At 46.7% G+C, this 23,433-nt stretch carries 27 protein-coding genes; 17 read left to right on the plus strand and 10 right to left on the minus strand.

The features are described from left to right. Positions 1–77: 77 nt before the first annotated feature. The 7 genes from JW727_02105 (at position 78) to JW727_02135 (ending at position 6,550) form a co-directional block, all read left to right on the plus strand. The gene (locus JW727_02105) at positions 78–875 is read left to right on the plus strand and encodes a hypothetical protein (GenBank protein ID MBN2094815.1); all 798 of its coding nucleotides are present in this window, start codon (positions 78–80) and stop codon (positions 873–875) included. 18 nt (positions 876–893) lie between these two features. Then, a complete protein-coding gene (locus JW727_02110; GenBank protein ID MBN2094816.1) occupies positions 894–1,646 on the plus strand; it encodes a hypothetical protein in 753 nt (250 codons plus the stop codon). 31 nt (positions 1,647–1,677) lie between these two features. After that, on the plus strand, positions 1,678–2,049 hold the full coding sequence (locus JW727_02115; protein MBN2094817.1) for an uL30 family ribosomal protein: 372 nt from the start codon (positions 1,678–1,680) through the stop codon (positions 2,047–2,049). Positions 2,050–2,140: 91 nt separating this feature from the next. Next, positions 2,141–2,620, plus strand: coding sequence for a hypothetical protein (locus JW727_02120; GenBank protein MBN2094818.1), 480 nt, complete (start codon positions 2,141–2,143; stop codon positions 2,618–2,620). A gap of 52 nt (positions 2,621–2,672) precedes the next feature. Next, complete coding sequence (locus JW727_02125; protein ID MBN2094819.1) at positions 2,673–2,957, plus strand: hypothetical protein; 285 nt, start codon at positions 2,673–2,675, stop codon at positions 2,955–2,957. A gap of 61 nt (positions 2,958–3,018) precedes the next feature. Next, positions 3,019–5,274, plus strand: coding sequence for a beta-propeller domain-containing protein (locus JW727_02130; protein MBN2094820.1), 2,256 nt, complete (start codon positions 3,019–3,021; stop codon positions 5,272–5,274). Positions 5,275–5,356: 82 nt separating this feature from the next. Then, a complete protein-coding gene (locus JW727_02135) occupies positions 5,357–6,550 on the plus strand; it encodes a hypothetical protein (protein ID MBN2094821.1) in 1,194 nt (397 codons plus the stop codon). A 6-nt stretch (positions 6,551–6,556) separates the two neighbouring features. Here the strand turns inward: JW727_02135 and JW727_02140 are convergent, their stop codons facing one another. Continuing rightward, the gene (locus tag JW727_02140) at positions 6,557–7,327 is read right to left on the minus strand and encodes a Nif3-like dinuclear metal center hexameric protein (protein ID MBN2094822.1); all 771 of its coding nucleotides are present in this window, start codon (positions 7,325–7,327) and stop codon (positions 6,557–6,559) included. 97 nt (positions 7,328–7,424) lie between these two features. On the opposite strand from JW727_02140, the gene JW727_02145 reads away from it, so the two are divergent. Beyond that, the gene (locus JW727_02145) at positions 7,425–7,982 is read left to right on the plus strand and encodes an AAA family ATPase (GenBank protein ID MBN2094823.1); all 558 of its coding nucleotides are present in this window, start codon (positions 7,425–7,427) and stop codon (positions 7,980–7,982) included. On the opposite strand, the gene JW727_02150 is transcribed toward JW727_02145, so the two are convergent. Further along, on the minus strand, positions 7,975–8,922 hold the full coding sequence (locus JW727_02150; protein ID MBN2094824.1) for a hypothetical protein: 948 nt from the start codon (positions 8,920–8,922) through the stop codon (positions 7,975–7,977). The genes JW727_02145 and JW727_02150 overlap by 8 nt on opposite strands. A 148-nt stretch (positions 8,923–9,070) precedes the next feature. Here JW727_02150 and JW727_02155 point away from each other — a divergent pair, with 148 nt between their 5' ends. After that, on the plus strand, positions 9,071–9,757 hold the full coding sequence (locus JW727_02155) for an AAA family ATPase (GenBank protein ID MBN2094825.1): 687 nt from the start codon (positions 9,071–9,073) through the stop codon (positions 9,755–9,757). A 471-nt stretch (positions 9,758–10,228) separates the two neighbouring features. On the opposite strand, the gene JW727_02160 is transcribed toward JW727_02155, so the two are convergent. From JW727_02160 to JW727_02180, 5 genes are all read right to left on the minus strand, one after another. Then, positions 10,229–10,399: a DNA-directed RNA polymerase subunit K gene (locus JW727_02160; protein MBN2094826.1), complete on the minus strand. Its 171-nt coding sequence runs from the start codon at positions 10,397–10,399 to the stop codon at positions 10,229–10,231. A 30-nt stretch (positions 10,400–10,429) separates the two neighbouring features. Continuing rightward, positions 10,430–11,200, minus strand: a complete 771-nt coding sequence (locus tag JW727_02165) for a PAC2 family protein (GenBank protein MBN2094827.1) — start codon at positions 11,198–11,200, stop codon at positions 10,430–10,432. A gap of 56 nt (positions 11,201–11,256) precedes the next feature. Next, entirely contained in the window at positions 11,257–11,628 is a 372-nt protein-coding gene (locus JW727_02170) for a hypothetical protein (GenBank protein ID MBN2094828.1), read from the minus strand. A gap of 150 nt (positions 11,629–11,778) precedes the next feature. After that, complete coding sequence (locus JW727_02175) at positions 11,779–12,351, minus strand: hypothetical protein (GenBank protein MBN2094829.1); 573 nt, start codon at positions 12,349–12,351, stop codon at positions 11,779–11,781. A 44-nt stretch (positions 12,352–12,395) separates the two neighbouring features. Further along, positions 12,396–12,647 carry a 50S ribosomal protein L31e gene (locus JW727_02180; protein ID MBN2094830.1) on the minus strand — a complete coding sequence of 84 codons (252 nt, stop codon included), beginning with the start codon at positions 12,645–12,647 and terminating at the stop codon, positions 12,396–12,398. Between the two features lie 29 nt (positions 12,648–12,676). Here JW727_02180 and JW727_02185 point away from each other — a divergent pair, with 29 nt between their 5' ends. Further along, positions 12,677–13,246 carry a 30S ribosomal protein S2 gene (locus JW727_02185; GenBank protein MBN2094831.1) on the plus strand — a complete coding sequence of 190 codons (570 nt, stop codon included), beginning with the start codon at positions 12,677–12,679 and terminating at the stop codon, positions 13,244–13,246. A gap of 27 nt (positions 13,247–13,273) precedes the next feature. On the opposite strand, the gene JW727_02190 is transcribed toward JW727_02185, so the two are convergent. Next, the gene (locus tag JW727_02190) at positions 13,274–13,561 is read right to left on the minus strand and encodes a hypothetical protein (GenBank protein MBN2094832.1); all 288 of its coding nucleotides are present in this window, start codon (positions 13,559–13,561) and stop codon (positions 13,274–13,276) included. A 179-nt stretch (positions 13,562–13,740) separates the two neighbouring features. Continuing rightward, positions 13,741–14,412 (minus strand): di-trans,poly-cis-decaprenylcistransferase, encoded by a 672-nt coding sequence (uppS, locus tag JW727_02195; GenBank protein ID MBN2094833.1) that lies wholly within the window; start codon positions 14,410–14,412, stop codon positions 13,741–13,743. Between the two features lie 16 nt (positions 14,413–14,428). Here uppS and JW727_02200 point away from each other — a divergent pair, with 16 nt between their 5' ends. The 5 genes from JW727_02200 (at position 14,429) to JW727_02220 (ending at position 19,544) form a co-directional block, all read left to right on the plus strand. After that, on the plus strand, positions 14,429–15,214 hold the full coding sequence (locus JW727_02200) for a hypothetical protein (GenBank protein MBN2094834.1): 786 nt from the start codon (positions 14,429–14,431) through the stop codon (positions 15,212–15,214). 24 nt (positions 15,215–15,238) lie between these two features. Continuing rightward, complete coding sequence (locus JW727_02205; protein ID MBN2094835.1) at positions 15,239–16,174, plus strand: hypothetical protein; 936 nt, start codon at positions 15,239–15,241, stop codon at positions 16,172–16,174. 85 nt (positions 16,175–16,259) lie between these two features. Continuing rightward, positions 16,260–17,783, plus strand: coding sequence for a DNA topoisomerase VI subunit B (locus JW727_02210; protein MBN2094836.1), 1,524 nt, complete (start codon positions 16,260–16,262; stop codon positions 17,781–17,783). Between the two features lie 14 nt (positions 17,784–17,797). Continuing rightward, the gene (locus JW727_02215; GenBank protein ID MBN2094837.1) at positions 17,798–18,904 is read left to right on the plus strand and encodes a DNA topoisomerase IV subunit A; all 1,107 of its coding nucleotides are present in this window, start codon (positions 17,798–17,800) and stop codon (positions 18,902–18,904) included. Between the two features lie 28 nt (positions 18,905–18,932). Further along, the gene (locus JW727_02220) at positions 18,933–19,544 is read left to right on the plus strand and encodes a hypothetical protein (GenBank protein ID MBN2094838.1); all 612 of its coding nucleotides are present in this window, start codon (positions 18,933–18,935) and stop codon (positions 19,542–19,544) included. A 73-nt stretch (positions 19,545–19,617) separates the two neighbouring features. On the opposite strand, the gene JW727_02225 is transcribed toward JW727_02220, so the two are convergent. Next, the gene (locus JW727_02225) at positions 19,618–20,166 is read right to left on the minus strand and encodes a CBS domain-containing protein (protein MBN2094839.1); all 549 of its coding nucleotides are present in this window, start codon (positions 20,164–20,166) and stop codon (positions 19,618–19,620) included. Between the two features lie 46 nt (positions 20,167–20,212). Here JW727_02225 and JW727_02230 point away from each other — a divergent pair, with 46 nt between their 5' ends. After that, positions 20,213–20,575 carry a cupin domain-containing protein gene (locus tag JW727_02230; protein MBN2094840.1) on the plus strand — a complete coding sequence of 121 codons (363 nt, stop codon included), beginning with the start codon at positions 20,213–20,215 and terminating at the stop codon, positions 20,573–20,575. 32 nt (positions 20,576–20,607) lie between these two features. Beyond that, positions 20,608–23,421, plus strand: a complete 2,814-nt coding sequence (gene leuS, locus JW727_02235; GenBank protein ID MBN2094841.1) for a leucine--tRNA ligase — start codon at positions 20,608–20,610, stop codon at positions 23,419–23,421. The last annotated feature ends 12 nt before the right edge of the window (positions 23,422–23,433 follow it).

Consider the following 23,433-nt stretch of genomic DNA (forward strand, 5'->3'; position numbering starts at 1 on the left):
AATTGATTAAAATTTAAGAAACCCTTATTGCCCATTGCTACTATAGATATATAGTTTATAAGGAATTAGGATAAATTATGGCTAAGAAGAGGTCTGGAAAGGCGGCAAAACGGTCAAAAAAGCAGGCAAAGAGGGAAACAAGCGCGAGCAAGAAGCAGTTTAAGGAAATGTTTCCTGCTGAAGCCAAGCAGAAAAAAGCACCCGCAAAGCAGAAAGAAGAAAAGGCGGCTGAAGAGCCCGTAAAAGACGAAGAGGAGCAGAAACCTGAGGAAAAGCCCTGCACATCCTGCAATTATGGGCTGTACCTTGCCCTTGGCGCGGTTGCTGTAGTGGTAATTCTTGCAATTTATTCAACGATTAATGGCGGAATCGGTGGCAAGGGCTATGTCTTCCCGCAGCTTTCAGAGAATGTCCGAGTCTGCGAGGATAATTATCTGTGCTTTATGGATAACGGGACCTGGTACCGGCCGCAGTATAATGCGGGGACAAACCTCTCTTACGCAGTTAACTTTCCCACCTCAAATGGCACTGAAATCGCACGGTTCTTTGAAAATGACAGGATAAACCTTGTCTTTGGGGCCTCTGAAGAGACAGGGCCTGAAAATTCCGAGCTTATACTTTCAGTAACACCGTTTTCATATTACTTAAGCCACTATTACGCGGCTTATGAGGGCAAGAATAAGGGCTTTGACCCGTATTTCCTGAAGGACTACACGCTTGACGAACCGGCAATAATAATACTTGGCCCTGGAATGGGGGCAAACGAGACATCCCTAAGCTATGACGGCAAGAATGTTGTCGTGCAGGGGGAAACCTTTGAGGACCTGCGGCTTGTCCTCGGAAAGCTTTTGATAATCGCAATTAGAGGGGAGTAGTTTTGGGGTATCTTTAAAATGAAGTTAGACCAGCATTTTTTGGTTGATGAAGACGTTCTTATAAGGTCGCTTGAGCTTGCAGACCTTAAGGGTACTGAAACCGTGCTTGAAATTGGGGCCGGACAGGGAAACCTGACAGAAATGCTTGCAAAAAGCGCCAAAAAAGTCATCTCGATCGAATTGGACGAGTCTATGAGAAAGCCCTTAGGCATCATTTCAAGGGAAAACCCGAACCTGAAGGTTATTTTCGGCAATGCTCTCTCCCTGGAATGGCCTGAATTCGACAAAATGGTCTCAAACCTGCCCTATTCCATCTCTGAGCCGCTTTTGCAAAAGCTGGTCTTCTGCCGCTTCGAGAGGGCAGTTCTTCTGGTTTCCGGGCACTTTTCAAACCTTCTCCTTGGGGGAGAGAAGACAAAGCTTGGGCTTATTGCAGGCACATTTTTCCGGCTGGAGCCGGATATTGAGGTTTACCCCGACAGCTTTGACCCCCCTCCCCGGGTGAGCTCACGGCTTCTGGTACTCTGCCCAAAGGAGCCAAAAGCCGTAGCAGAGCGCATCTTCTGGGAGTTTTTGCGCCAGAAGGACAAAATCGCCAAAAACGCCCTGAGAGAGGCAATCGTAAGGGGCTTTGAAGTGGAAGGAAAAATTGTTTCCAAGAGGGAAGCAAGGGCAGATATCGGGGGGCTGGACCTTGAAAAGAGGGTTTCATGCCTTGGTTTGGATGAGCTTCTTAAGGTAAGGCAATCTATTCAAAAGCTCACCCATTAGCCCGACTATTAAAATTTTCCTAGTGTCATTTATGGCGAAAATAGCGGCACTCCGGATAAAGGGGCGGTTCACGCTTAGAGAGGATGTTCGGGATACCCTGAATATGCTGGGGCTTTCCAGGAAGAACCGGTGCGTGATTATAGAAGGAACCCCAAACAACCTGGGTATGATAAAGAAGGTAAAGGACTTTGTAACCTATGGAGAGGTAAGCGACAAGGTTGTTTCCGAGCTTAAGAAGAAAAAGCAGCCGGTTTCAGAGTCTAAGGCAAAAGTTGTTTTTGCCCTGCCTAACCCAAAAGATGGATTTAACGCCATAAAGAGGGGATTTAACGAAGGCGGTGACTTGGGCTACCGGGGAGAGAAGATTAACGAGCTTTTGGAAAGAGTAATACAGAATATTTAGTATTTCCTGGCACTGCAGGGTTTAACTGCTTCATTTGGGCTTTCGGTATGTATGGGAGAGGCACACCCGTCATTTTGAATCGCGTGTTATTATGAGGTATCTTGAAGGGGAAGAGAGAAAAGAGGCAGAAAGAATGCTTCATGAGGCCGAAAAGCTTGCTCTTCTGTCGACTTGCCTTCGCTCGAGGTGCGGCTCAGTTATTGTCCGGGACGGAAAAATAATCGGCTCTGGCTACAATTCTCCGCCGCTTGACAGAAAGCTGGAGTTTTGCATCAAGGACAAACTTCCAAAAGACTTCAAGTCAGACAAGACCTGCTGCATTCATGCTGAGCAGAGGGCGATAATGGATGCTCTCAGGAGGAACTCCGAAAAGCTTTCCGGCTCCCGGCTGTATTTTATCCGGCTGGACGAAAAAGGCAAAGGGGCGTTTGCGGGAAAGCCATATTGCACAATCTGCAGCAAGATGGCGCTTGATGCGGGAATTTCAGAGTTCGTCCTGTGGCACAAGGAGGGGATTTGCGTTTACGAAACAGAGGAATATAATAAGCTGTCATTTGAGTACAGGGAGTAAGGCAGATTGCGGAAGATTATGTAGTTTATTATATATTTTAGCAGATTCCATTATGGAAAAGAAGCACTTTAATGAAAAAGAGGCAAAGGCGATTGGAGAGCAGCTTGGAATAACCTGGGACAAGTTCGATGTAGACCAGTTCAGGCGCGGAATGGATGTTGAGCTTGAGCATGGCACGCGTGACCCTCACACGAATGTAACCGGTGACGACGCGCTTTTGACTGGAAAAATTGCCCTCGCGCACCTTAATGAATTCCCGGACTACTACGACCGGCTCGATAAAATGGAAAAAGAGGCCGAGGAATACTGGGAAAAAGAGGGCGAAGACGAGGAATAGTTTTTTGTTTTTCAAGATACTTTACTGGAAACCAGGTTATTAGCTATAGTATGCTATAATTATGGCATATAGCAGAAACAGACCATTGGACACAGACGCAAGCAAGATAATACTCGTGGCAATAGCGATAATTTCGGTGCTAATCCTTTCATACTTCCTGCTGACAGACCAGTTCCAGGACGAACTTCCTGGCCAGGACACAAACGGCGAGAAAACCGGCATTACTGCCGAAGGAAATGCTTCGCAGGAGCTGATGAAGTTTGAAAGCGTTCAGGAACTCAGGGAATTCTTGTCTCAGAGGGTTTCAGAAAGCAATGGCTACCGCTCGTACTCTACAGCGGAAATTCAGGATATGGCAGAGTCTGACTCTGCCATGAAGTCAACCTCTTCCCCCAGTGCAGGCGCAGCGGCTGCAAATGGCGCATCAGATTATTCCCAAACCAACGTTCAGGTGGAAGGTGTTGACGAGGCGGACTTCGTGAAAAACGATAACCGATACATCTACCTGATTGCCGACAACCAGCTCGTTATAGTGGACGCTTATGATGCAGAAAATGCAGAGATTGTCTCAAAGACGCGGCTGGAGGGCGCCCAGAGTAAGGAATCATACTATGACTACCCAAGAGCGCAGGAAATGTTTGTCCTTGGCGACCGGCTCGCACTGTTTGTCACAAAATACGAGAAGGCATACTACTTTGAAAGGTACGATGTGATGCCTCGCGAGACATACAAGCAGAGAACACAGGTCTACATCTATGACATTTCGGACAGGTCTAAGCCAAAAGTCATCAACACCTACAGCGTTTCAGGAAGCTATTACCAGTCCAGAATGAATGGTGGGGTAGTTTACCTTGTTACTCTCGACCCGGCAAATTACCAGTACCTGGATACGCCTATTGTCAGGGACCTCAAGGGCACGACCGTGACTCCCGAAGTCTACTACTTTGACAACCCGGATGAAAACTACCAGTTCAACACAATAACTTCCATAGACCTTCAGGCAGATGAGGTTGTTGACAGCAAGTCATTCCTTTTGGGGTACACAAACACGATGATGGTTTCCGAAAACAATATCTACATCGCCTACCAGAGGCACGCCAACTGGTGCTGGGGGTGGTGGAGGTGCTACGGCAGCCAGGGAAGGTACGACAGCGAAAGGTTTTACAAGGTGGTAGTCCCTCTTCTTGAGGGTGACCTGAAGACAGACATAAACAAGATAATCAGCGAGGACATAAGCGAGGAGGAAAAGTGGACAAAGATTTCACAGGCACTATCCGATTTCTTCGTGGCTGCCCAGAAAGACGAAAAGCTCCAGGACAAGTACGAGGACATGTTTTTAGATATACAGAAGGCACTGGCGGAGTATGACACGAAAAAAGCGCTTGAAGAGTCAAGAACAGTCATCCACAAGATTGGAATCGATAACGGGAAAATAGAGTACCTAAGCGAAGGCGAAGTTGACGGAAGTTTGCTAAACCAGTTCTCGCTTGATGAATTCGAGGGAAACCTTCGCGTTGCAACAACCGTGACGGTATGGCTTGACAAGAGAATACAGTACAATAATGTCTATGTTCTCGACGAGGGCATGAATACGATAGGAAAGCTTGAGGAGCTCGCGGAGGACGAGAGAATTTATTCTACAAGGTTCCTTGGAGACAAGCTGTATATGGTGACCTTCAGGCAGGTAGACCCTTTCTTTGTAATCGACCTGTCAGACCCAAAAAGGCCGGAAATGCTTGGTTACCTCAAGATTCCGGGCTACAGCGACTACCTTCACCCGTATGACGAAACGCACATAATCGGCGTAGGAAAGGAGACTAAGGAGAACGAATATGGAGGCGTTTCCCTGCAGGGCATAAAGATTGCCTTGTTTGACGTTTCCGACTTTGAGAACCCTAAGGAGGTGGACAGGGTTGTGATTGGCGAATCAGGCTCTGACAGCGCCGCCCTTCACGACCACAAGGCATTCCTTTTCAGCAAGACAAAGAACCTTCTTGTCCTTCCTGTAACCGAAGTGGTGTCAAGAGACAAGACCGGAATGTACGAGTACAACTACCGCATCTGGAACGGGGCATACGTGTTCAGCGTGAGCGAAGACGGCTTTGAAGAGGTAGGAAAAGTCAGGCATTCTTCGTCAGACTCGAGGTACTTTAACTGGTGGAATCAGGCAACTGTCCAGAGAGGAATTTACATGGACGACAACCTCTACACCATTTCAAGCAGGTACATAAAGATAAATGACCTTGCCGGAGACCTTGACGAGCTTAACACGATAGACCTTCCTTACACGGACGACCGAAGCATCTACTACGAGTAATTGTTTTTCATTTGTTTTTAAAATTAAGCTTTGCTTGTGTAGATTATCTATTCTTTTTTGGCCTATTTGGTAATGTTAATGTATGGCCAGCCAATGCCTTCTCTGCAAGGGGTCGAGGAAGCTCTGCGGGAGAGAAACCTGTCCTGTCTTAAAGAAACTTTATTTTCGCTCTGAGGTTCCTAAGGTGGGTGATTCTCTTTTTGGCCCATCTCCATCTTCCATATTTGTGGGCCACGAGGGATACCCAAGTGTTTTTGTCGGGCCCATGGTTTCGGTAACAAGGGAGAACCTAGGCGCTTCTGACACGCCCGAAAAAATGTACGGGCTTAGCGCGCCTGAAATAATCCGCCTGCGGTATTCGCTTGTCAGGACAAAGCTTCACAAAGACATCCTCTCAAGAGACCGGTATGTCCGGGACCTTCAGGATTTGACTTTGTCAAAAAAACCGACAGACCTTGAGGTGAATTTCATGAAGCGCCCGCGCTTTTCCTCTGAGTTTTCGCCGCTGCTCCAGCCGATGGGGCTTGCCGGAGAGATTAAAGCGGTGCGGCTTACAGAGAACCCCTCTATTGGAAGGCCGATATACTCTCTTGTCGAGGGCGGGCTTAAGGCAACTGACGCTGCGATTGGGCTTTACAATCAGAATCTGGACATGTCACAGATTTCGAAGATATTGAGCTCAGGTGTCTTGGGGCTTGAGAAAAACAAGAAACTTGTTCCCACGAGGTGGAGCATAACCGCAGTGGATGACCTTCTTGGAAAGCACATTATCTCCGAAATATCGGGCTTTATGCAGGTGAATTTTTTTGAACTTTATGAGAACACTTACCTTGACAATCACTTTCACATTCTTCTGATGCCTGGATTCTGGGAGTTTGAGCAGATAGAGTCCTGGTTTCCGCAGACCGTCTGGAACAATCGCGAAGGGGCTTTGCCCGAAGTTTCAGTCGAGGGCGAAAAATCCTGGGGAAGAAAAACCTATGCGGCGACACAAAGCGGGGGCTACTATGCTGCAAGGTTTGCGGTTGCTGAGGGCTTGAGGAATATGGGCCGACAGGCAAGAGCTTTGGTGATAAGGGAAGTTCATGAGGGGTACGATGTGCCTGTCGGCGTCTGGGAGGTCAGGGAGAATGTGAGAAACGCGCTTAGAAACCCGCCCCAGAGGTTTTCAAGCTTTCAGGAAATGATGAAAAACGTGAAGACACGCATGGATGTGGCGTTCTACCGCCAGAAAAGCAATCTCCTGAGGCAGAATCGGCTTACTGATTTTTTGTAACTTGGATTAGAGGTCTTCCAGCATAGGATTATCTTCGACAAATTCACAAGCAAGCCTCTGTTTTTTGAAATATTCTTTGAGTGCGATACACGCAAACTTTTCTGTAGAGTAGTGAGTTCCTCCCAAAAGACTTATCTTTTTTTGCTGAGCAAATTCATGAGCCGCCCTTGAAATTTCATTCTTAACAGTTATGCCAGTTAGCATAGTATTTACGTTTTCACTCAATAATTCTTCAAGAACCTCCACCATATTTCCGCCACCTGCAACAACAGCAACTTTTTTGTTTTTGATTTCTTCATCTCCATATTTGTAGAGGCTGACCTTATGCCCAACAGCTTTTTCGAATTTTTCTCTGAGGCCCTGAATCGAGGATTCCTCTGCCTTTCCAAACACCCCGCACAAAGCCCCGAAATATTTTCCAAAAGGCTTTTCTGGCTTTATTCCAAGAGCATTTGCAAAAGCCACGCTTGTGGAAAATTCCCCATAATTGTCCAGCGGCACATGCAGATTATAAATAGAGATATTCTGGTCCTTGAATTTCTGCAGCAGGGTTTTATCCATTTGGTAGAATGCCCCGGGTTTTGTTATGTCCCAGGCAGATGGATGGTGGACAAAAAGCATGGAATTTTGCGATTTTTTGCTCAAAACTTTTTGCATCACTTCTTTTGTTGGGAAAACTGCAGTGTAAACTTTATCGATTTTTTCGGTGAAATCGCAGACCAGCCCCATAGACCGCGTCTTGAATTCATCAGTTAAAAATTCTTCAATAGACACCATATGCCGCGCCCAGTCATCGCTTAGCCCTGGCTTTATGAAATCCTTTTCGAGTTTTTTTGTATAATAAGTCTGCTCTCATAATTTTCTAAGGTTATTTATGATAATAGGTCTCACCGGCACAAAAGCTTCTGGAAAAGGAATGGTTGCAAAGTATCTTGTTTCAATGGGATTTAACTATATTTCACTTTCAGACATTGTAAGGGAAGAGGCAAGGAAAAATTATGAAGAAGAGCCGGATGCCGAAGCCCTTTCAAAAACCGGAGACTGCTTGAGGGAAAAAGAGGGCTGGGGGGTCCTGGCAAAAATGGCTTCAGAAAGGATTGGGAGAGGGGACTATGCGGTGGATGGCATAAGACACCCTGCCGAAGTTGAAGCATTGAGGAAGCTTCCGGGTTTTTTTCTCATCTCAATTGATGCTGACAGGAAACTCAGATATGATAGGATAGCCAAGAGGGGAAGGCCGGACGACCCGAAAACATTTGAGGACTTCCTTGCTCTTGACGAGGAGGACAAGGGCGTAAACGAGCCGCCTGGAGGTCACAAGGTGCTTGACACGATGGCTCTTTCGGATTTTAAGATCGACAACAATTTTGGGCTTGACAAGCTTCATAAGCGGATCGATGAGATTCTTTCAAAAGTGAGCTCTGCTAAATAATTCTGAATTTTTCCATGTCCGTGCGTTCGGGCTTTTCGACAGAGATCTTGTTTTCGTAATTTTTTCCATATTTCACAGCAGCGCTTTCTTCGTCCGAATACATCAAAGTAAGCTTTGCGGCCATTTCTATTGCTTCCTTCGTTTTTGGCCCGCTGAGAATCGAGATGGGGCTTATGCCTTCGGCTTCGAAGAGAAAGTCTTCGGGGGCCTTCATTTTTTCAAGCTCGTGGTTTTCCTGTTCGTTTCGCCCGACGATAATTTTGTTTTTCCCAAACTGGAAGTGGCGCCCTTTTTTCAGGAGCTTCAGTTCTCCTACGCTTAGATTCTCCTTGTGCTCAAGGAGGTCTTTAAGCTTGTGCGAATACTCTTTTTCCGTGAGGAGGCACCCTCCAGCGGGAGTAAGATACTCAACAGCAAATTTTCTTGCGAGCCGGAACTGAATGTTTCTCTGCCTGCCGCTTATTCCATAAAGCCGGCTCCGGTCTACAATGCCCTCCTTTTCGGCTTCAGTTTCCGGGAGGAGCTTTGCCGAGAGGGGGCGAAGGATTTTTCCTTCCAGGCCAAGCTCCTTTTCGATAAGCTCGAAGTCCCCTGATTTTTGCGAGATTGGCCTTTGGCCAAGAACTTCCCCGGTGACTATAAAGCCGCCTTTAGCCATCTTGCTTAGCTCCTGCAGCATAATGATGTGGCAGTCTAGGCAAGGGTTCATGCATGAGCCATAGCCGTGTTTAGGAGACCTCAGCATTCTTATGTACTCCTCTCCCAGGTCGCGAACTTCCAGCTCGAACCCCTCCTCAAAGGCAACTTTTTTGCAAAACTCAGACCTGTCGAAGAAAGGGGTTGTGAAATGGACGGCCTTTAAAGGAATCTTTTGCTGCTGCATCAGCTTTATTGCAAGAATGGAGTCAAGCCCCCCGGAATAAAGAACATACGCCTTCATAAACCCTCTTTTAATTAAAAGTATTTCCCCCAACCGCAAAATGTTTCAGGCTCGCTGCAGAAGCAGCATCCTGTGCAGTGTCGATGAGGGGTACGCCTTTTTCAGCCATTTTTGCGTTTCGGTTATTAATCGCTTTTGCTACTTTATTATGGACTCTTCCGAGAAAGCAGCCCTGGAACACTTCCTGGAGATACTTGGAGTTGATTTAAAGAAGCTTACTGTTGGTGGCGGAAAGCTTATGCTTATCTCCGGCGGCTCATGTTCGGGCAAGTCCTCAATGGCGAGGCGCCTTGCAGATTATGCTCCCCAATTCAGGATGCTGAACACCGGGGATTTTTTCAGGGAGGAGGCAGGCAAAATGGGGCTTAGCGTCGGCGAGCTTACGAAAATCAAGAGCAAAGATTTGATGAATCTTGACATTGCCGTTGACAGGAGGGTGATAAAGCACCTTATTGAAACCGAAGAGTGCCTGGTTTTGACTTCTCGGTTTGTCTCTATCTGGCATCTAATGCTCGACGGAGTGGGTAAGCCAAACCTCAGCATAGCGCTTAGAGTCGAGCCGGAGGAAAAGATGAGGCGAATGGCCTTTAGGGAATTTGAAAAGCCCGTTTCAGACCTTTCAAGGGAAGAGCTTCTGAAGCTTAACGAGGAGTTGAGAAGAGACGACCGGGATACTGAGAGATATCTTGGGCTCTATGGGCTTGACCCAAGGTCATTTAGCAAGTACTCCAATACAATAGATACCACAAACATTGGTGAAGAGGAAGTGTGGGGCATGGTAAAGCGCCTTGCAGATAAATTCCTTTACGAAGGAATGAAATACGGCCCTGCTTGAAAGTCCAAAACTCTAAGCCAATTCTTTTTTAGAATAAAACCTTAAAGCGGCCTTACCTGCTCTTTCTCTTGACCCAGGAACCTTCCGACTTTTCGCTAGGCGGAGCGCCATACACCCTTCTAAGAAGTTCCTTAATATCTGGCTCGGGTTTTCTTTCGCCCATTAATAACTTCTATAAATTAATAAGATTTGATGGGTTCGCCGAGATTTTCAATCCCTTCGGAATATGCTTCCTTGGGGGTTATCAGGCCTTTCTTTTCAGGAAAGGTATGATTTTGAACTCGGGTCTGAGGCTATTTCTGACGCCCTCGCCGCAAGCGGCGATAAGCTAACACCCACTAGGCTAGGCTACGCACCCGTTAGGCAATCACCCTAAGCCCCGATGCTAGACCATTGTAGACCTTTTTCCGCATTTCTTGTGGTAAGAGGTTAGCTACACCACGAACCCATAATTTGATAATAAATTTTAAACTAGTTTGCCTGCTTTCTGAAAACCACTATTGGCAGAACTCCCTTGTCAAGCTCTGCTTCAGCCATTTCCATTGGGCTTGCCTTGGATTTTACAAGTGCAGGGGCGCCATATGAGAGCTGGAGAGCTCTTGCACCTATTATTCTTGCCCTTTCGAATCTTGTGAGTTCCATAATTAGGATTGGTAAAGCTTTTAACCTCCTTTAGCCAATGTAATCGGCATATTCCCTGGCGGTTTTCTGTGGGTGGCCTGTCAGGTGCTTTGTCTTGTCCTCAAGCTCCTTAAGGAAGCCCTCGAGCTGCTTTACGCTTTTGTCCATCGCCTTGAGGTCAACTTTTACCTTCAATAGGCTCATAAGGACCTTTACGACCTCTTCAGCCGCTTTAGGGTCGGTAAGTATAGGGTAGCCGATTGTTTCGCCCAAAAGCGCGCACCCTTCTATTCCTTCGTTTTTGGAAATGCCAAGCAAAAGGCCGGAAATTCCATATATTGAGCCGATTTTGCTCTTTTCCTCAAAAATAATGCCGTGCGGCTCGTACTTTTTGACAAGCTTCTTGTCTGTAACTGCCCCAAGGACACGCGGCTTTTCCATTTCTATCCCTGTGCCAAATCCGCCAACGGTGATGATTTCCTTTACCTTGTACTCCTTGCACATTTCAAGAATCTTCTCGCAAATCTGGAAATACCCATTGTTTTCAACTGGCTGGGAGTCGCCGTAGACGAAAATTATGTCCCTGCCGGCGGCTTTGTAGTAGAAGAATTCAAGCTTTAATGGGGTTATTTCGTGATCCTGGCTTATGAGGACAAGCGGGAAGAAATAGGAAGAGGTTATCTCGGCGAATTTCTTTGCCTTCAGCTTTTCGACAATGTAGCATAGAGCAATTCTTCCGACTCCGCCAACGCCGGGCAGGCCTTCGACAAGAACGGGATTTTTAAGTTTTGGCTTTTCTAAGAAGGTTAGCTTAACATCCATAATTGACTTAGATAAGTTTAAATTATACAAACAAAATTTTCAAATAAAATGCCCTTTTAGACCCGTTTAAGCTCACTTTGGAGCCGCTCGACATCTGCCTTTATCGCCTCTAAGTGCGCGTCAAGGCGCTTTTTTTCCTCTTCGATTATGTCCACAGCGTCAAATCTTCTTGTTATTCTCCAGATATCTTCAGCTGCCACATAGGCCCGGTCCGATTTTGCGATTTCTTCAGCAACCTTTTCGGCCATTTTGCCAAGCCATAGGTTGAGCTCTATTGCCGCCCTTTTCTTGATAAATACTCCTTCCTTTTGCTTGCTTTTAAGCAAGTCCTTTACCCTTGAATGGGGAAAAGGAAGCCCTGCTAATTCTGAATCTACCTGCTCTGCTGCTGGCTCATTTTGCTCGTTTTTTTGGTTTTCTTCGTCCATAACTATAGTAACTGAGATATAATTAAGGTTTTAGGGGCTGTTTTTGCCCTTTAGGGCCATTTTTGGCAATTACCCTCTGATTTTGCCGCCGGGAAGCTCTGAAATGTTTGCAAGTGCGGATCTCAATGGGCCATGATCTAAAAAGATCCCTTAAACATACCGGTCTCGTTTAGGCGGAATATTCAGTTTGAAAATTTGCTCTCTAACTTCGCTTAAATCCTTTATAGCCCCACCCACATATCCTTTTAGGTCCATTCCCTTTGGAGGAACGCCTCCAGGAGTTAAAGGCAACTCTAGGAAGATCATTGGGGTTTTTTCGTCAATCCTGATCGCATTTCTTTTTGCCCCATTATGCCGGGTGATTATGCCATCAAACAGGTCTCTTTCCTTTTTTCGGCTTTGCCCTGGCTGGGAAAGAGTCCAGGCTCTAAGCTGGTCCCTGTAATCTGGATTATAATCGGGGAGCCAGGGATATTGAGATCCGGTAGGCCTTTCAGCTGGAGTTGGAACCGAAGGATATTGCTCTCTTGGATAGGTAAGCCCAATTATTATTGAGCTTTCGCCTTGGGAAACGGTAAGTTTACTTCCGTATTTCTTTAGCAAGTAATCTGCTTTTTTTCCTATTAATTCGTCTAATTTTCTGGACTCTGACCCTGTGCCATATACCGGGTCATACCTATGGATTTTTGACTTGTCACTCGGGGGAGTTGGTTTTCGGCTCATAATTGTATGAAAATTATTTAAAAGTAATGATTATTTGCTTAAATCTAGGCAAGTTCTGCCCTTACAATCCCGTCTTTCCGGGTGGCTTTCACCTTGACCCTGGAAGGAATTGTGTGGATTCCCCTCTCCCAGACGGACTCGTTTATGTTGTTTTCAATCTTTACCTCTGTTGCCTTCATGTGCCTCATCAGGTATTCTCTGATTATCCGTACTGCTGCGTTGGCCCTCTTTATTCTGGGCTTTATCTTTGCCCTCCTAAGGGGTATTGTGTACACCCGTGTTAACTCTTCTGCCATAGTAGAATTTATCTTTTAAGTTTTAAATTATGGAGTTGCTCATACCAAGCGAGGATTACAAGAAGTTCAGGATGAACAAGGGAGAGTTATCGCGAAACAAGAAGCTTGACCGCTTTATGTCCTGGGAGACCCCTTCAGGCAGGAATATGTTCAGCATTCCTTCCATTGATGAGAGAATAAGGGTTGCGGCAAAGTTCCTTGCCCCAAAAAGGGAAATCGCTATTGTCTGCTCTGACCTGGACTATGAATCAGCAAAGGAATTTGCGGAGGCAACAGGCGCCAAACTGGTAGATAATTACAGGCAAAGCCTGTTTTCAAACCCAAAGAACGCAAGGTTTACGGAACCGGAAGTCGTCCTGGTCACAAATGCGGACGAAAGAAGGAACGTTGTCGCAGAGGCAAACCTTAACAGCATTCCTCTTGTCGCTTTCTGCAACACAAACTCTGACACGAGCGGAATAGACCTGATAGTTCCCCTAAATGTCACTAACAGGAAGTCCCTGGGGGTTGCCTTGTGGCTTTTGGCAAATGAAATCAGGAAGCTTAGAGGAGAAACCGAAATCCCTCTGGACAAGTTCAGCAGCGGGGACGAGGAATAAATTGAGTTTATGGGTTGTTTTGAATGCTTAAGGAATTATATCGTTAATCACTAGTTTCCCTCCATAAAACTCCTTGTAAGGGTACCTTAATCGCCGATTAATAAAATCAAGGTTGGTTTCTAGGGTAGGGTCTGAAGGGATAAGAGTCGCCTTTTGGTTTCTTAGGCACATTCTGTCGATAGTAGAGGGAAGAGCAGGCATACCACAGGGCTCAAAGTCCGAGCAGCCAATACGCCCCTCCATCACGTCTTTTTGTCCAGTTTCGGCGGATACCTCTATTTTTCTGGGCAGACCATCTTCAGTTCTATGATGCATGCAATAGAAGTTTGTTGGAGAACTACCTCGAGGAAATCCCAACTCACTACAATATCCACATATTTCATAACCATCCCAGAAAGATCTTCTGATAAGCATACTTTATCTGGAAGTTTTGGTTTTTATAGCAACAGTATCTGCAATCACAATTGTCTTTTTTTCGTGCGGTTTTCAATTACCTATTTCCCAAATCGCCTCTGCCTTTTGTTGTAGTCCTTTATTGCCGCCAGAAAATCTTTTTTTCCAAAGTCAGGAAAGTGCTTTTTGGAGAAGTGGAGTTCTGAATAAACCGATTGGAATGGCAGAAGGCCGCTTGTCCTCTGCTCACCTGAGGTCCTGATAATGAGGTCCGGCTCGTTGTCAAGCCACAGGTATTTTTTGAAGTCCTCTGCGGTGACGCTTTTTTTCTTTTCGGAAAGAAGTTTATTTACTGCCGTTATGATTTCTTCCCTTCCCCCGTAATTTATCAGTAGATTCAGCTTCAGGGCTTTATTCTTTTTTGTCTTTTCCTCGATTTGCCTCGAAAACTTCTGAAACCGTGCGGGGAACTTGGAAAGGTTTCCGGCGATATGCACCTGGACGCCTTCCTTTTCGAGAAGCTTTTCCTTAAGCGCCTGCTCCATTTTTCCATCAAAAAGCTCCTGAAGCGTGCCAATCTCGGCTTCGGACCTCTTCCAGTTTTCGCTTGAAAATCCCCAGATTGTCAGGATTTCAATTTTTTGCTCCTTGCACCAGGATACTAATTCCGGAAGCTTGTCGATGGATTTTTGGTAGGAGTCCTTCAGGGAAATTTTTTTCTTCTCGGCGTAGCGGCGGTTTCCGTCGGGGATAATCGCGACGTGCTTTAACATAATTATTCTTTACATTATGCTACTTACTTTCGTTTTTGCCCTTATACTCGCTGTTTTTGCGGGGCTTTACGACCTCAAGACATCAAATGTCCATGAGGAGGTTCCGGCGGTTCTTATTTCGGGCGGGCTTTTCTACTGGCTGGTTTACTCACTTGTGAATTCTGACCTGTCTTTTGCTGTCAGTTCCCTTCTGACGGGCATTGTTTTTCTCCTGTCCGGACTTTTGCTTTACCGGGCAAGGGTCTGGGGGGATGGAGACGCCTGGATTCTTGGCGGGCTTGGATTTTGCCTTCCGGCCATTTCAGCGGGATTTCTTTCACCTTTCACTGAAGTCCTGCCATATGCAGCTTATTTCATGTTCACCCTGTTTCTGGTGGGCGGGGTTTACTCGGTCTTTTACATCGTGCTTTACGGGATTTTGAACCGAAGCATTCTTTCCCGATACTGGGTTGAGCTTGGGCGGCGCAGGGCGATATATATCGGGGCCCTTTTTGCGGGAATCGCCACCTCCGTTTTTGTGCCTTACTTTTTTGTGATGGGCCTTTTGCCCTGGCTTTACACTTACGCAAAGGTTGTCGAGGCGGGGATGAAGAGGAAAATTCCCGTAAGCCAGCTCAAGGAAGATGATGTGCTGGCTGGAGGTGACATACGGGGGCTTAAAAGAGAGGAATTCGAGGAGTTAAGGCGCACAAGAAGCTTCGTGGATATACAGGAAGGGGTCAGGTTTACGATGGTATTTTCCCTGACTCTTGTTTTCCTTTATTTTGGGGGAGTTATGGGGCTTGCAGGAGTGATTTTTTAGTACTTTTAGATACCAATTTATATTATGTTTGGAGCAGATTCAGAAGTCAGAAAGCAGGAACTAGAAAAGCAGTTACCCGAACTTGTTCAGAGCGAGTATTTTGGACGACTGGCTAAATCGGGGTTATTTCCCGCCGAGCCAAGGCCTGAAATTGGATTTATCGTGGAAAGCCCTCTGCCAAGCTCAAAAGGGAGCTCTGAAGAGCCCTATGGGTTTTTCAGGGATGTTAGCCCCCGGAGAGGCCGGGCTAAAAATACTCCTGAAATTGAGGTGGTTATGGTTCCCCCAGAAGGCAGAAAAAATGGCCGCTGGAGGAATTTCCCGGTAGATTCCATTCTTGTTTGCGGCACTTCACCCCTTGATGAAGGAGAAGGGAAGATACCTTATCTAAAAGAATTTTACCTTCAGCAGCTTAAGGGCAGCAATCTTGGTCTTTGGAGGGGCAGTTATGATGATTTTGAAGGCACTACTTCATTGGGGCATGACTTCCCTTGCAGGAGTCTGAAGATTTCTGACTACAATAGAGGGGGTTCCGGGTACTGGCCATCTGATTTTTTGCTGGACTCCGCGAAAGCAGTCGCCGATGTCGCTTCTTTTGGAAGAAGTTTGGCTCGGGTTCAGGAATTTGGCAAAATTGACCTGGAACTTTTAAAATTCAATGACCCGCTATACCTGGAGGTTGAAGCTGAGCGGGATTATCACAAGGGTGCCATTCGTGGCCTGTTGGATAGAGGGCATCGGGCGGTTGATGATGCGGTTTCTGCTAGGATTACTGGAGGTTCAAATGAGGCGCTTAGAGCGCTCAGGAACTATCGGCCTGTAGGATTGGAGGAGGGAGTTTTTGCAGATAGTGCCTACCACCAGGAAATTTTAAAGGCGCTGGAGGGGCAATTGAAGCGCTTGGAGCAGCCGCTCGCCTTCAGGGCCTACGAAAACCTGTTTAATCATCCCGTCCGGTAGAAAAATTTGCTTATTTTGCCACCATTTGCCGATTTAAGCCAAAATAGGCCAAAACCCCTTTTAAAAGTTTAATCCAAGACTCTTTATGGCTGAGTATAAGGAAATTGCCATTTCCGAGTTTTTCGAGAAAAACAAGCACCTGCTGGGCTTTGACAATCCCACAAAAGCGCTTGTAACAATGATTAAGGAGGCAGTAGACAACAGTCTCGATGCCTGTGAGGAGGCAGGAATACACCCGGACATATTTGTTTCAATCGAGAACGTCGATGGCTCCAATTTCCGGGTTTCCGTCGAGGATAACGGGCCGGGAATTGCCCCAGAGCATGCCCCAAGAGTTCTTGGAAAGCTTCTTTGCGGCTCGAAATTCAAGTCGCTTGGCGAAGCCGGAATCCAGTCGAGGGGACAGCAGGGGATCGGTATTTCCGCCTGCGTGCTTTACGCCCAGCTTACGACTGGAAAGCCGACACACATAGAGACAAAGACCGAGGACAGCCGGATGTACTCTTTTGACATGGGGCTTGACACCTCCAGGAATACCCCGATCATCACAAACGAGAAGAATTCCGATGTGCCAAAGCCGCATGGGCTAAAAGTGGTTTTGGAGATGAAGGGAGTTTACCGTAAAGTCAAGGGTGTTGAGGATTTCCTGAAATACACTTCGATTGCAAACCCGCACGCAAGGATTGTGTTTGTTGACCCGGAAGGGACAAAGAAGATTTTTGAGAAGGTAACAAAAGAGCTTCCGAAAAAGCCCAAGCCAGTCCAGGCGCACCCTTATGGAGTCGAGCTTGGAACGCTTATGAAGATGCTTGCAAGAACCAACTCGAGGACGCTTTTTTCCTTCCTCATGAATGATTTTTCGAAAGTAGGCGGTCAGTCCGCAAAAGAAATTTGCCAGAAGGCAGGAATTGACGTTCAGGTGAGGCCGAATGCCATAAGCCGGGACCAGGCGGAAAAGCTCCTCGCTGCAATGCAGGCAGTAAAGCTGCAGAGGCCTTCCATTGACTGTTTATCCCCGATTGGGGAGGAGGAGCTTATGCGTGGGCTTAAAAGCGAGTACCCGGCAGAGTTTGTTGCGGCATGCACAAGGCCGGTTGCGGTTTACAGGGCCATTCCATTTCAGGTTGAAGTGGGTCTTGCATATCTAAAGGATGCTCCCCAGGATACCTCCTCAGAGCTTATAAGGTTTACCAATAAGGTCCCTCTTTTTTATCAGCAGTCCGAGTGCGCAATATTCAAGGCAGTCGTAAAGACCCCCTGGAAGAGGTATGGCGTCCCGCAGCCGAGCGGAAGCCTTCCAAGCGCACCACTTGTAATTGTTGTTCACATGGCCTCTGTCTGGGTTCCTTTTATTTCAGAAGGAAAGCAGGCGATTGCGTCTTACCCCGAAATCATAAAGGAAATAAAGCTTGCAGTAGGAGAGGTCGGGCGAAAGCTCCAGAGGCACATCTCTGCCGAGAAGAGAAAGTATGCGAGGGAAACACGCCTCAAAGTGTTTTCAAAATACGGCGAAGAAGTTGCAATTGCCCTGTCAAACCTCACTGACCGGAACCGTGAGGAAATTCTTGCGCTCATCAACAAGGAAATAGAAAAGAGAAGGGAACCCTAATTATGGAAAAGAAAATGAATAGGTCGGAGGAAGAAGCCCAGCTCGTAATCGAGAGGATAAGGCAGAAATTTGGAGAGGATGTGCTAAAGATGCTTCAGGAGGGAAAAGACCCCGCAATAGAAATTGCAGTAAGGACGCTTAGCAACGTGTTTTTCGATGAGGAGAAAAACATGGTTCTTTTGGGAGACAAGACACAGAAGAGGACATTTTTTGACCTTAAGGACGCAAGGAAATTCATGCAGACTCTCATTGTCGCAAATGCCTGCAAGGACCTTATCAAGTCAGGCAAGACCACGTCCATCAGGGACCTTTATTACAATACGAAACACACTATCGGCGGCACTAAGGAGAACACTTTCGATGATCAGATTGAGTCTGATCCGATTATTGAGGATATCGAGGTCAGCGCAAACGCGCTTCGTGAAGAGCTTCACCTGAGAGCACAGAGCAAGGGCAACATGGTCGGAAACCTTACGCTTGAGGACTTTGGAGACACGATAGACCTTCGAAAAATGGGCTCCGGCGGCTGGGGCGTTCCTTCTATCGTCGAGCCGGACATAATAAAATTCAGGCAGTGCGAGGCAAAGTATGTTTTGTTCATAGAAAAGGAGGCAGTCTGGTCCAGGTTCAACGAGGACAAGTTCTGGAAAAAGCACAACTGCATAATTCTTCATGGAGGAGGTCAGCCGCCAAGGGGTGTAAGGCGGCTTTTGAGGCGGCTTCACGACGAGCTTAAGCTTCCGGTTTTTGTCCTTGTGGACAACGACCCCTGGGGATTTTACATTTACTCTGTCGTCAGGCAGGGCTCTATAAACCTTGCGTACGAGTCCGTCAGGATGGCTGTTCCGCAGGCAAGGTTTCTGGGGCTTAGCTCTTTTGACCACGAAAAGTACAAGATTCCCGATGGGGTTGCAATTAAGCTTGACGATGGCGACAAGAAGAGAATCAGGGAAGTGATGAATTACCAGTGGTTCCAGAAGAAGGAGTGGAGGTCTGAGATGGAGCATATGCTAAAGAAAGGCCTCAAGTTCGAGCTTGAAGCCCTTAGCGCCAAGAAGTTTACCTTCATAACTGAGGATTATCTCCCAAGCAAGATGGAGAACAAGGACTGGCTGAGCTGATACTAATCCATTTTTAGCGAAGTCTATTATGCCAGAGGAAACCGTGGTTGGGAGAACAAAAGAGAAATATGGCCTTGGGGCATCGGTTATCCGGGCAGGAGAAAGATACCTGAGCAACCTTGCAGACCATGTAAAATACCACAGCAAGGCAGCAAGTGACAGCGTGCTCGATAATGAAACTCTTTCTGTTGGAGTCAACCAGACTTTTGCCAATGGAATTGGGTACGGGGCGGCTTTTGCAGTTGGCTCCGCGGCGGCTCTTGCCGCTTACATTGCAAGCGGAGGCGAGCTTGGAAGCTTTACCGATGACCTTAGCAGCTTTTTCAGTCTTGGCACGGTTGATATGGTAAGGGAAGGGGTTTTCGGCGAGGCGGAAAAGAAAATTTCGCATTCCATAATTGCAGGCGCAGTTGCAGGGTCGATTGCAAATGTTTACGCAAATGGAAAGGCGTCTCTTGCACTTGCCAAGATGGGCGTCGGATACAAAAAGCTCAAGGAGGCAGGAATTTACGAGAAGATTGCCCAGGAAAGTCCCTTGCGCGTCTCGAAGGAAGTTTACGAGAGCATTGCTTCTGTGAGCGAGGACGACAAAAAGAGAATCGACGAGATGATCCTGCGGGGGGTAATCAAGGTAAAATAGATTTCGCGACTTGCCCAATAATATGGGCTTCTCTGGATACAGCAAAAAATAACTTTCTAAAAATCAAATGGTCTTATTCGCACTCCGCACAAACCCACATTCCGTTCGAGAACTTCAGGTCTTTTGTGAATTTGCCGCAGACTTCGCAGATTCCCTTTACTTTCTTTGACTTTTTCTCGCTTCCAGGCCTTATCCTAAGCCACTCGATTTTGTCAAGAAGGAAGTTTGGCATTGCCCTCATTATGTCCTTTACGGTTATAATTCCGACAAGCTCCTTTCGTTTCATGTCCATTACAGGGAATCTTTTGATGTTGTCCATGAGCATCTTATCTACAACATGAAGCACCTGCTCCTCTTCTGAGACGAACTTTACGGGGGCGGTCATTATCTCCTTTACCTTTGTTTTAGGGGCCTTGCCTTCGGCCAAGCCCTTCTTGATTATATCTGTTGAAGTGATTATTCCCTTAAGGACTCCATTCTCGACTACGAGAAGGTTGTCTATCCTGTTTTCGCTCATCCTTTTTCCTGCTTCGATAAGGGTATCGTTTGGCTCTACAGTTATGATCCCTGTGGACATTACATCTCTTACCAGCAAACGCTTTTTGAAGAACGTTCCTATCATAACTTAAAACCTTTGTTTTTATATGCTTTACGGGCCTTATTTTATAATGCCTTTGGATTGCCCCGTAAAGGCGTTTCCAAAAGCCCCGACTTTTTCTCAAAAAGGTCTTGAGGGGTTCAGGTTTGGCCTTCAGGATAGGGAGCTTGAGATATATGTTGTGGACTCTAAAACAGGGCATGATAATTTTGTCTTAAACCGGAGAAGCGCCCACTTTTATTTTGTCCTTGAGGGAAGTGGCAAGTTCATAGTGGGCTTTAGAGATTATCTTGTCTCGAAAGGCGATTTGGTCGAGATACCACCCGGTACAGAATTTTCATATTCTGGCCGGATGAAGCTTTTGATGCTAATGAAGCCACCCTTTTCTGCAGAGGACGAGGAGGCAATACGCAAGAATCCCGAAGTTTCCTGAAAAAAAGCCTATTTTTTAGTTTTTCTTAAGTTATGGATTTAAAGGAAATTGAGGTCAAGTGGCAGAAGAAGTGGCAGGAGGCAGGTATTTTTGAGCCAAAGCCGGATGGCAGGGAAAAATTCATGGTCTGCTGCCCATACCCTTACGTCAATGGGATTGGACACATGGGCCATATGCTCACTTCCATGAGGGTTGAGGCGACGGCGCGCTTCAGGCGGATGCAGGGCTTTAATGTGCTTTACGCACAGGGATTTCACGCGACGGGCCAGCCGATAGTGGCTGCTGCAAAGCGGGTTGCTGAAGGGGAAAAGAAGCAGATTGAGATTTTAAAGAGCATGGGCGTTTCGGATGTTGGGCCTTTTTCCGACCCTGAGCACTGGATTGCTTTTTTCCCGGAGTTGTGGAAAGATGACTTTCAAAAGTTAGGTTACTCCATAGACTGGAGGAGAAGCTTTATCACGACCTCCCTGAACAAGCCCTACGACTCTTTTGTACGCTGGCAATTTCTGAAGCTCAAGGAAAAGGGGCTTGTCGAGAAGGGAACTCACCCCGTAATATTTTGCCCGAAGTGCGGCTTTCCGATAGGAGACCATGACAGGGCCGAAGGCGAAGGTGTAAACCCCGAAGAGGTCGTGCTTTTGAAGTTCGAGCTTGACGGCGCAAAGCTTCCTGCGATGACTTACCGGCCTGAAACGATGTATGGCGTTACAAACCTCTGGATAAACCCCGCCGGAAAATATGCCCGCGCCATGGTGAATGGGGAGCAGTGGATAGTTTCGGAAGAGATGGTTTCTGACCTGGAAGGCCAGGGCTTTGGCGTGCAGGTCGAGAAGAACTTGAGCGGAAAAGAGCTTATAGGAAAGTTTGTGGTGAATCCCTCAAACGGTGCAAGGGCAATAATTCTCCCTGCCGAATTTGTCGACACTTCCGTTGGAAGCGGCATTGTCATGAGCGTTCCGGCGCATGCTCCTTTCGACTATATTGCGGTAAGGGACCTGAGGCAAAACAAGGGCGTCTTGAAGGAGTATGGAATCAGGGAAGATGAAGTGGAGTTTGATTTTGTTTCAGTCATAAAGCTAGAGGGTTACGGGGAATTTCCTGCCGCAGAGATTGTTGAGCGCGAGAAAATCAGGTCGCAAAAGGATACCGAAAAGCTTGACAAGGCAACGGACGAGATTTACAAAAAAGAGTTCCATTCCGGAGTCCTGAAGATTTCAGGGCATGAGGGAAAGAAAGTTTTCGAGGCAAAGGAGGAGATTATTTCTTTTTTTGAAGGAAAAGGGATTGCATTAAGGTACTATATAATTCCGCAAAAAGTTGTCTGCCGGTGCCTTACAACCGCCACGATAAAACTCGTAAAGGACCAGTGGTTTTTGAGGTACAAGGACAAAACTTGGAAGAAGATTGCGCACGAGTGCGTGGACGAAATGAAGGCGTACCCTGATGACCTGAAGAAAAATTTCCATTACACGATTGACTGGCTTAACGACTGGGCATGCACTCGGGACAGGAGGACGTCACTAGGCACCACTCTTCCGTTTGACGAAACGCAGGTAATAGAGAGCCTGTCCGACAGCACGATTTACATGGCCTACTACACGATTTCACATATCCTGCAGGAAGGAAAGCTTCGCGCCGATAAGCCGTACACAGAAAGCTTCTTTGACCATGTTTTCTACGGCAGGGGGGATGCAGAAAAAATTGCTGCTGAAAACAAAGTTGACCCAAAGCTGGTTGAGGGCCTTAGAAAAGAGTTTTCCTACTGGTACAAAAACGGTTTCCAGCTTCGAAGCTCAGGAAAAGACCTTGTGCAAAATCACCTGACTTTTTGCATATTTAACCACACGGCAGTTTTCCCGAAAAGCAACTGGCCTGAAGGAATCGCAGTCAATGGATATGTAATGCTTAATGGCGAGAAAATGAGCAAGAGCAAGGGCAACACCGTTTACATGAAAGACGCAGTCAGGGATTACCCGGCAGACGTCCTGCGGTTTTTGGCTTCATACGCCGGTGACACGGGAATGGAAGACGCAAACATAGAACTTCGGGAAGCAAAGGCAATAGAGCTTAAGCTTTGGGGGTGGTATAACTTTGCCATTGAAAATTACGGAAAAGGCAATTCAAAAAGGTCGGCCATTGATGACTGGTTTGAAATGGAGATAGACAACTGTGCCCGGCTTGCTGAAAAGCATTATTCTGCCGGGAACACCAAGTCTGCTCTTCAGGCGGGGTTTTTTAATTTAGGAAACCTGTTCAAGTGGTACCGGAAACGTTCGGTTGAACTTAACAAGGAGGCAGTTGACAGGTACATAGAAACTCAGACAAAACTTCTTGCGCCTATCACCCCCCACATATGCGAGGAGATATGGTCTCTTATAGGCAAGCCGGGCTTTGTAACAAACGCTTCCTGGCCGGCAGCAAAGATTTCTTACAGCACAGAGCTTGAAAAATCCGAGAAGATTCTTTCCGGGCTTTTGGACGACATAAGGGCAGTGCTTGAGCTTAGCAGGCTCGAAAAGCCACAGAAGATTAAGATAGTTGTTCCTGAGGGCTGGAAGTACGGGCTTTCGGAAATGGTTTCGGAAAAATTGAAAGAGACAAGAAACCTTGGCGACCTTATAAAGGCCTCCATGGAAATCGAGGAGTCAAAAAGAAACGCAAAGTCTGTCCAGAAATACCTTCAGAGGGTTTTCAAGTCCGGCATGAACGATTTCCTTTTGGGCGAGAAAGAATATGTCCGGGAGTCAGGCCCGTTCCTTGAAAAGGAATTCGGCTGCCCTGTGGAGTTTACAGACGAGCAGATAAAGGACTCCTGGCCCGGAAAGTTTGGGATTGTTGTTGAGTGAGGCATTGTGATT

This window comes from Candidatus Aenigmatarchaeota archaeon (assembly GCA_016932615.1).
Lineage (GTDB): Archaea > Aenigmatarchaeota > Aenigmatarchaeia > QMZS01 > QMZS01 > JAFGCN01.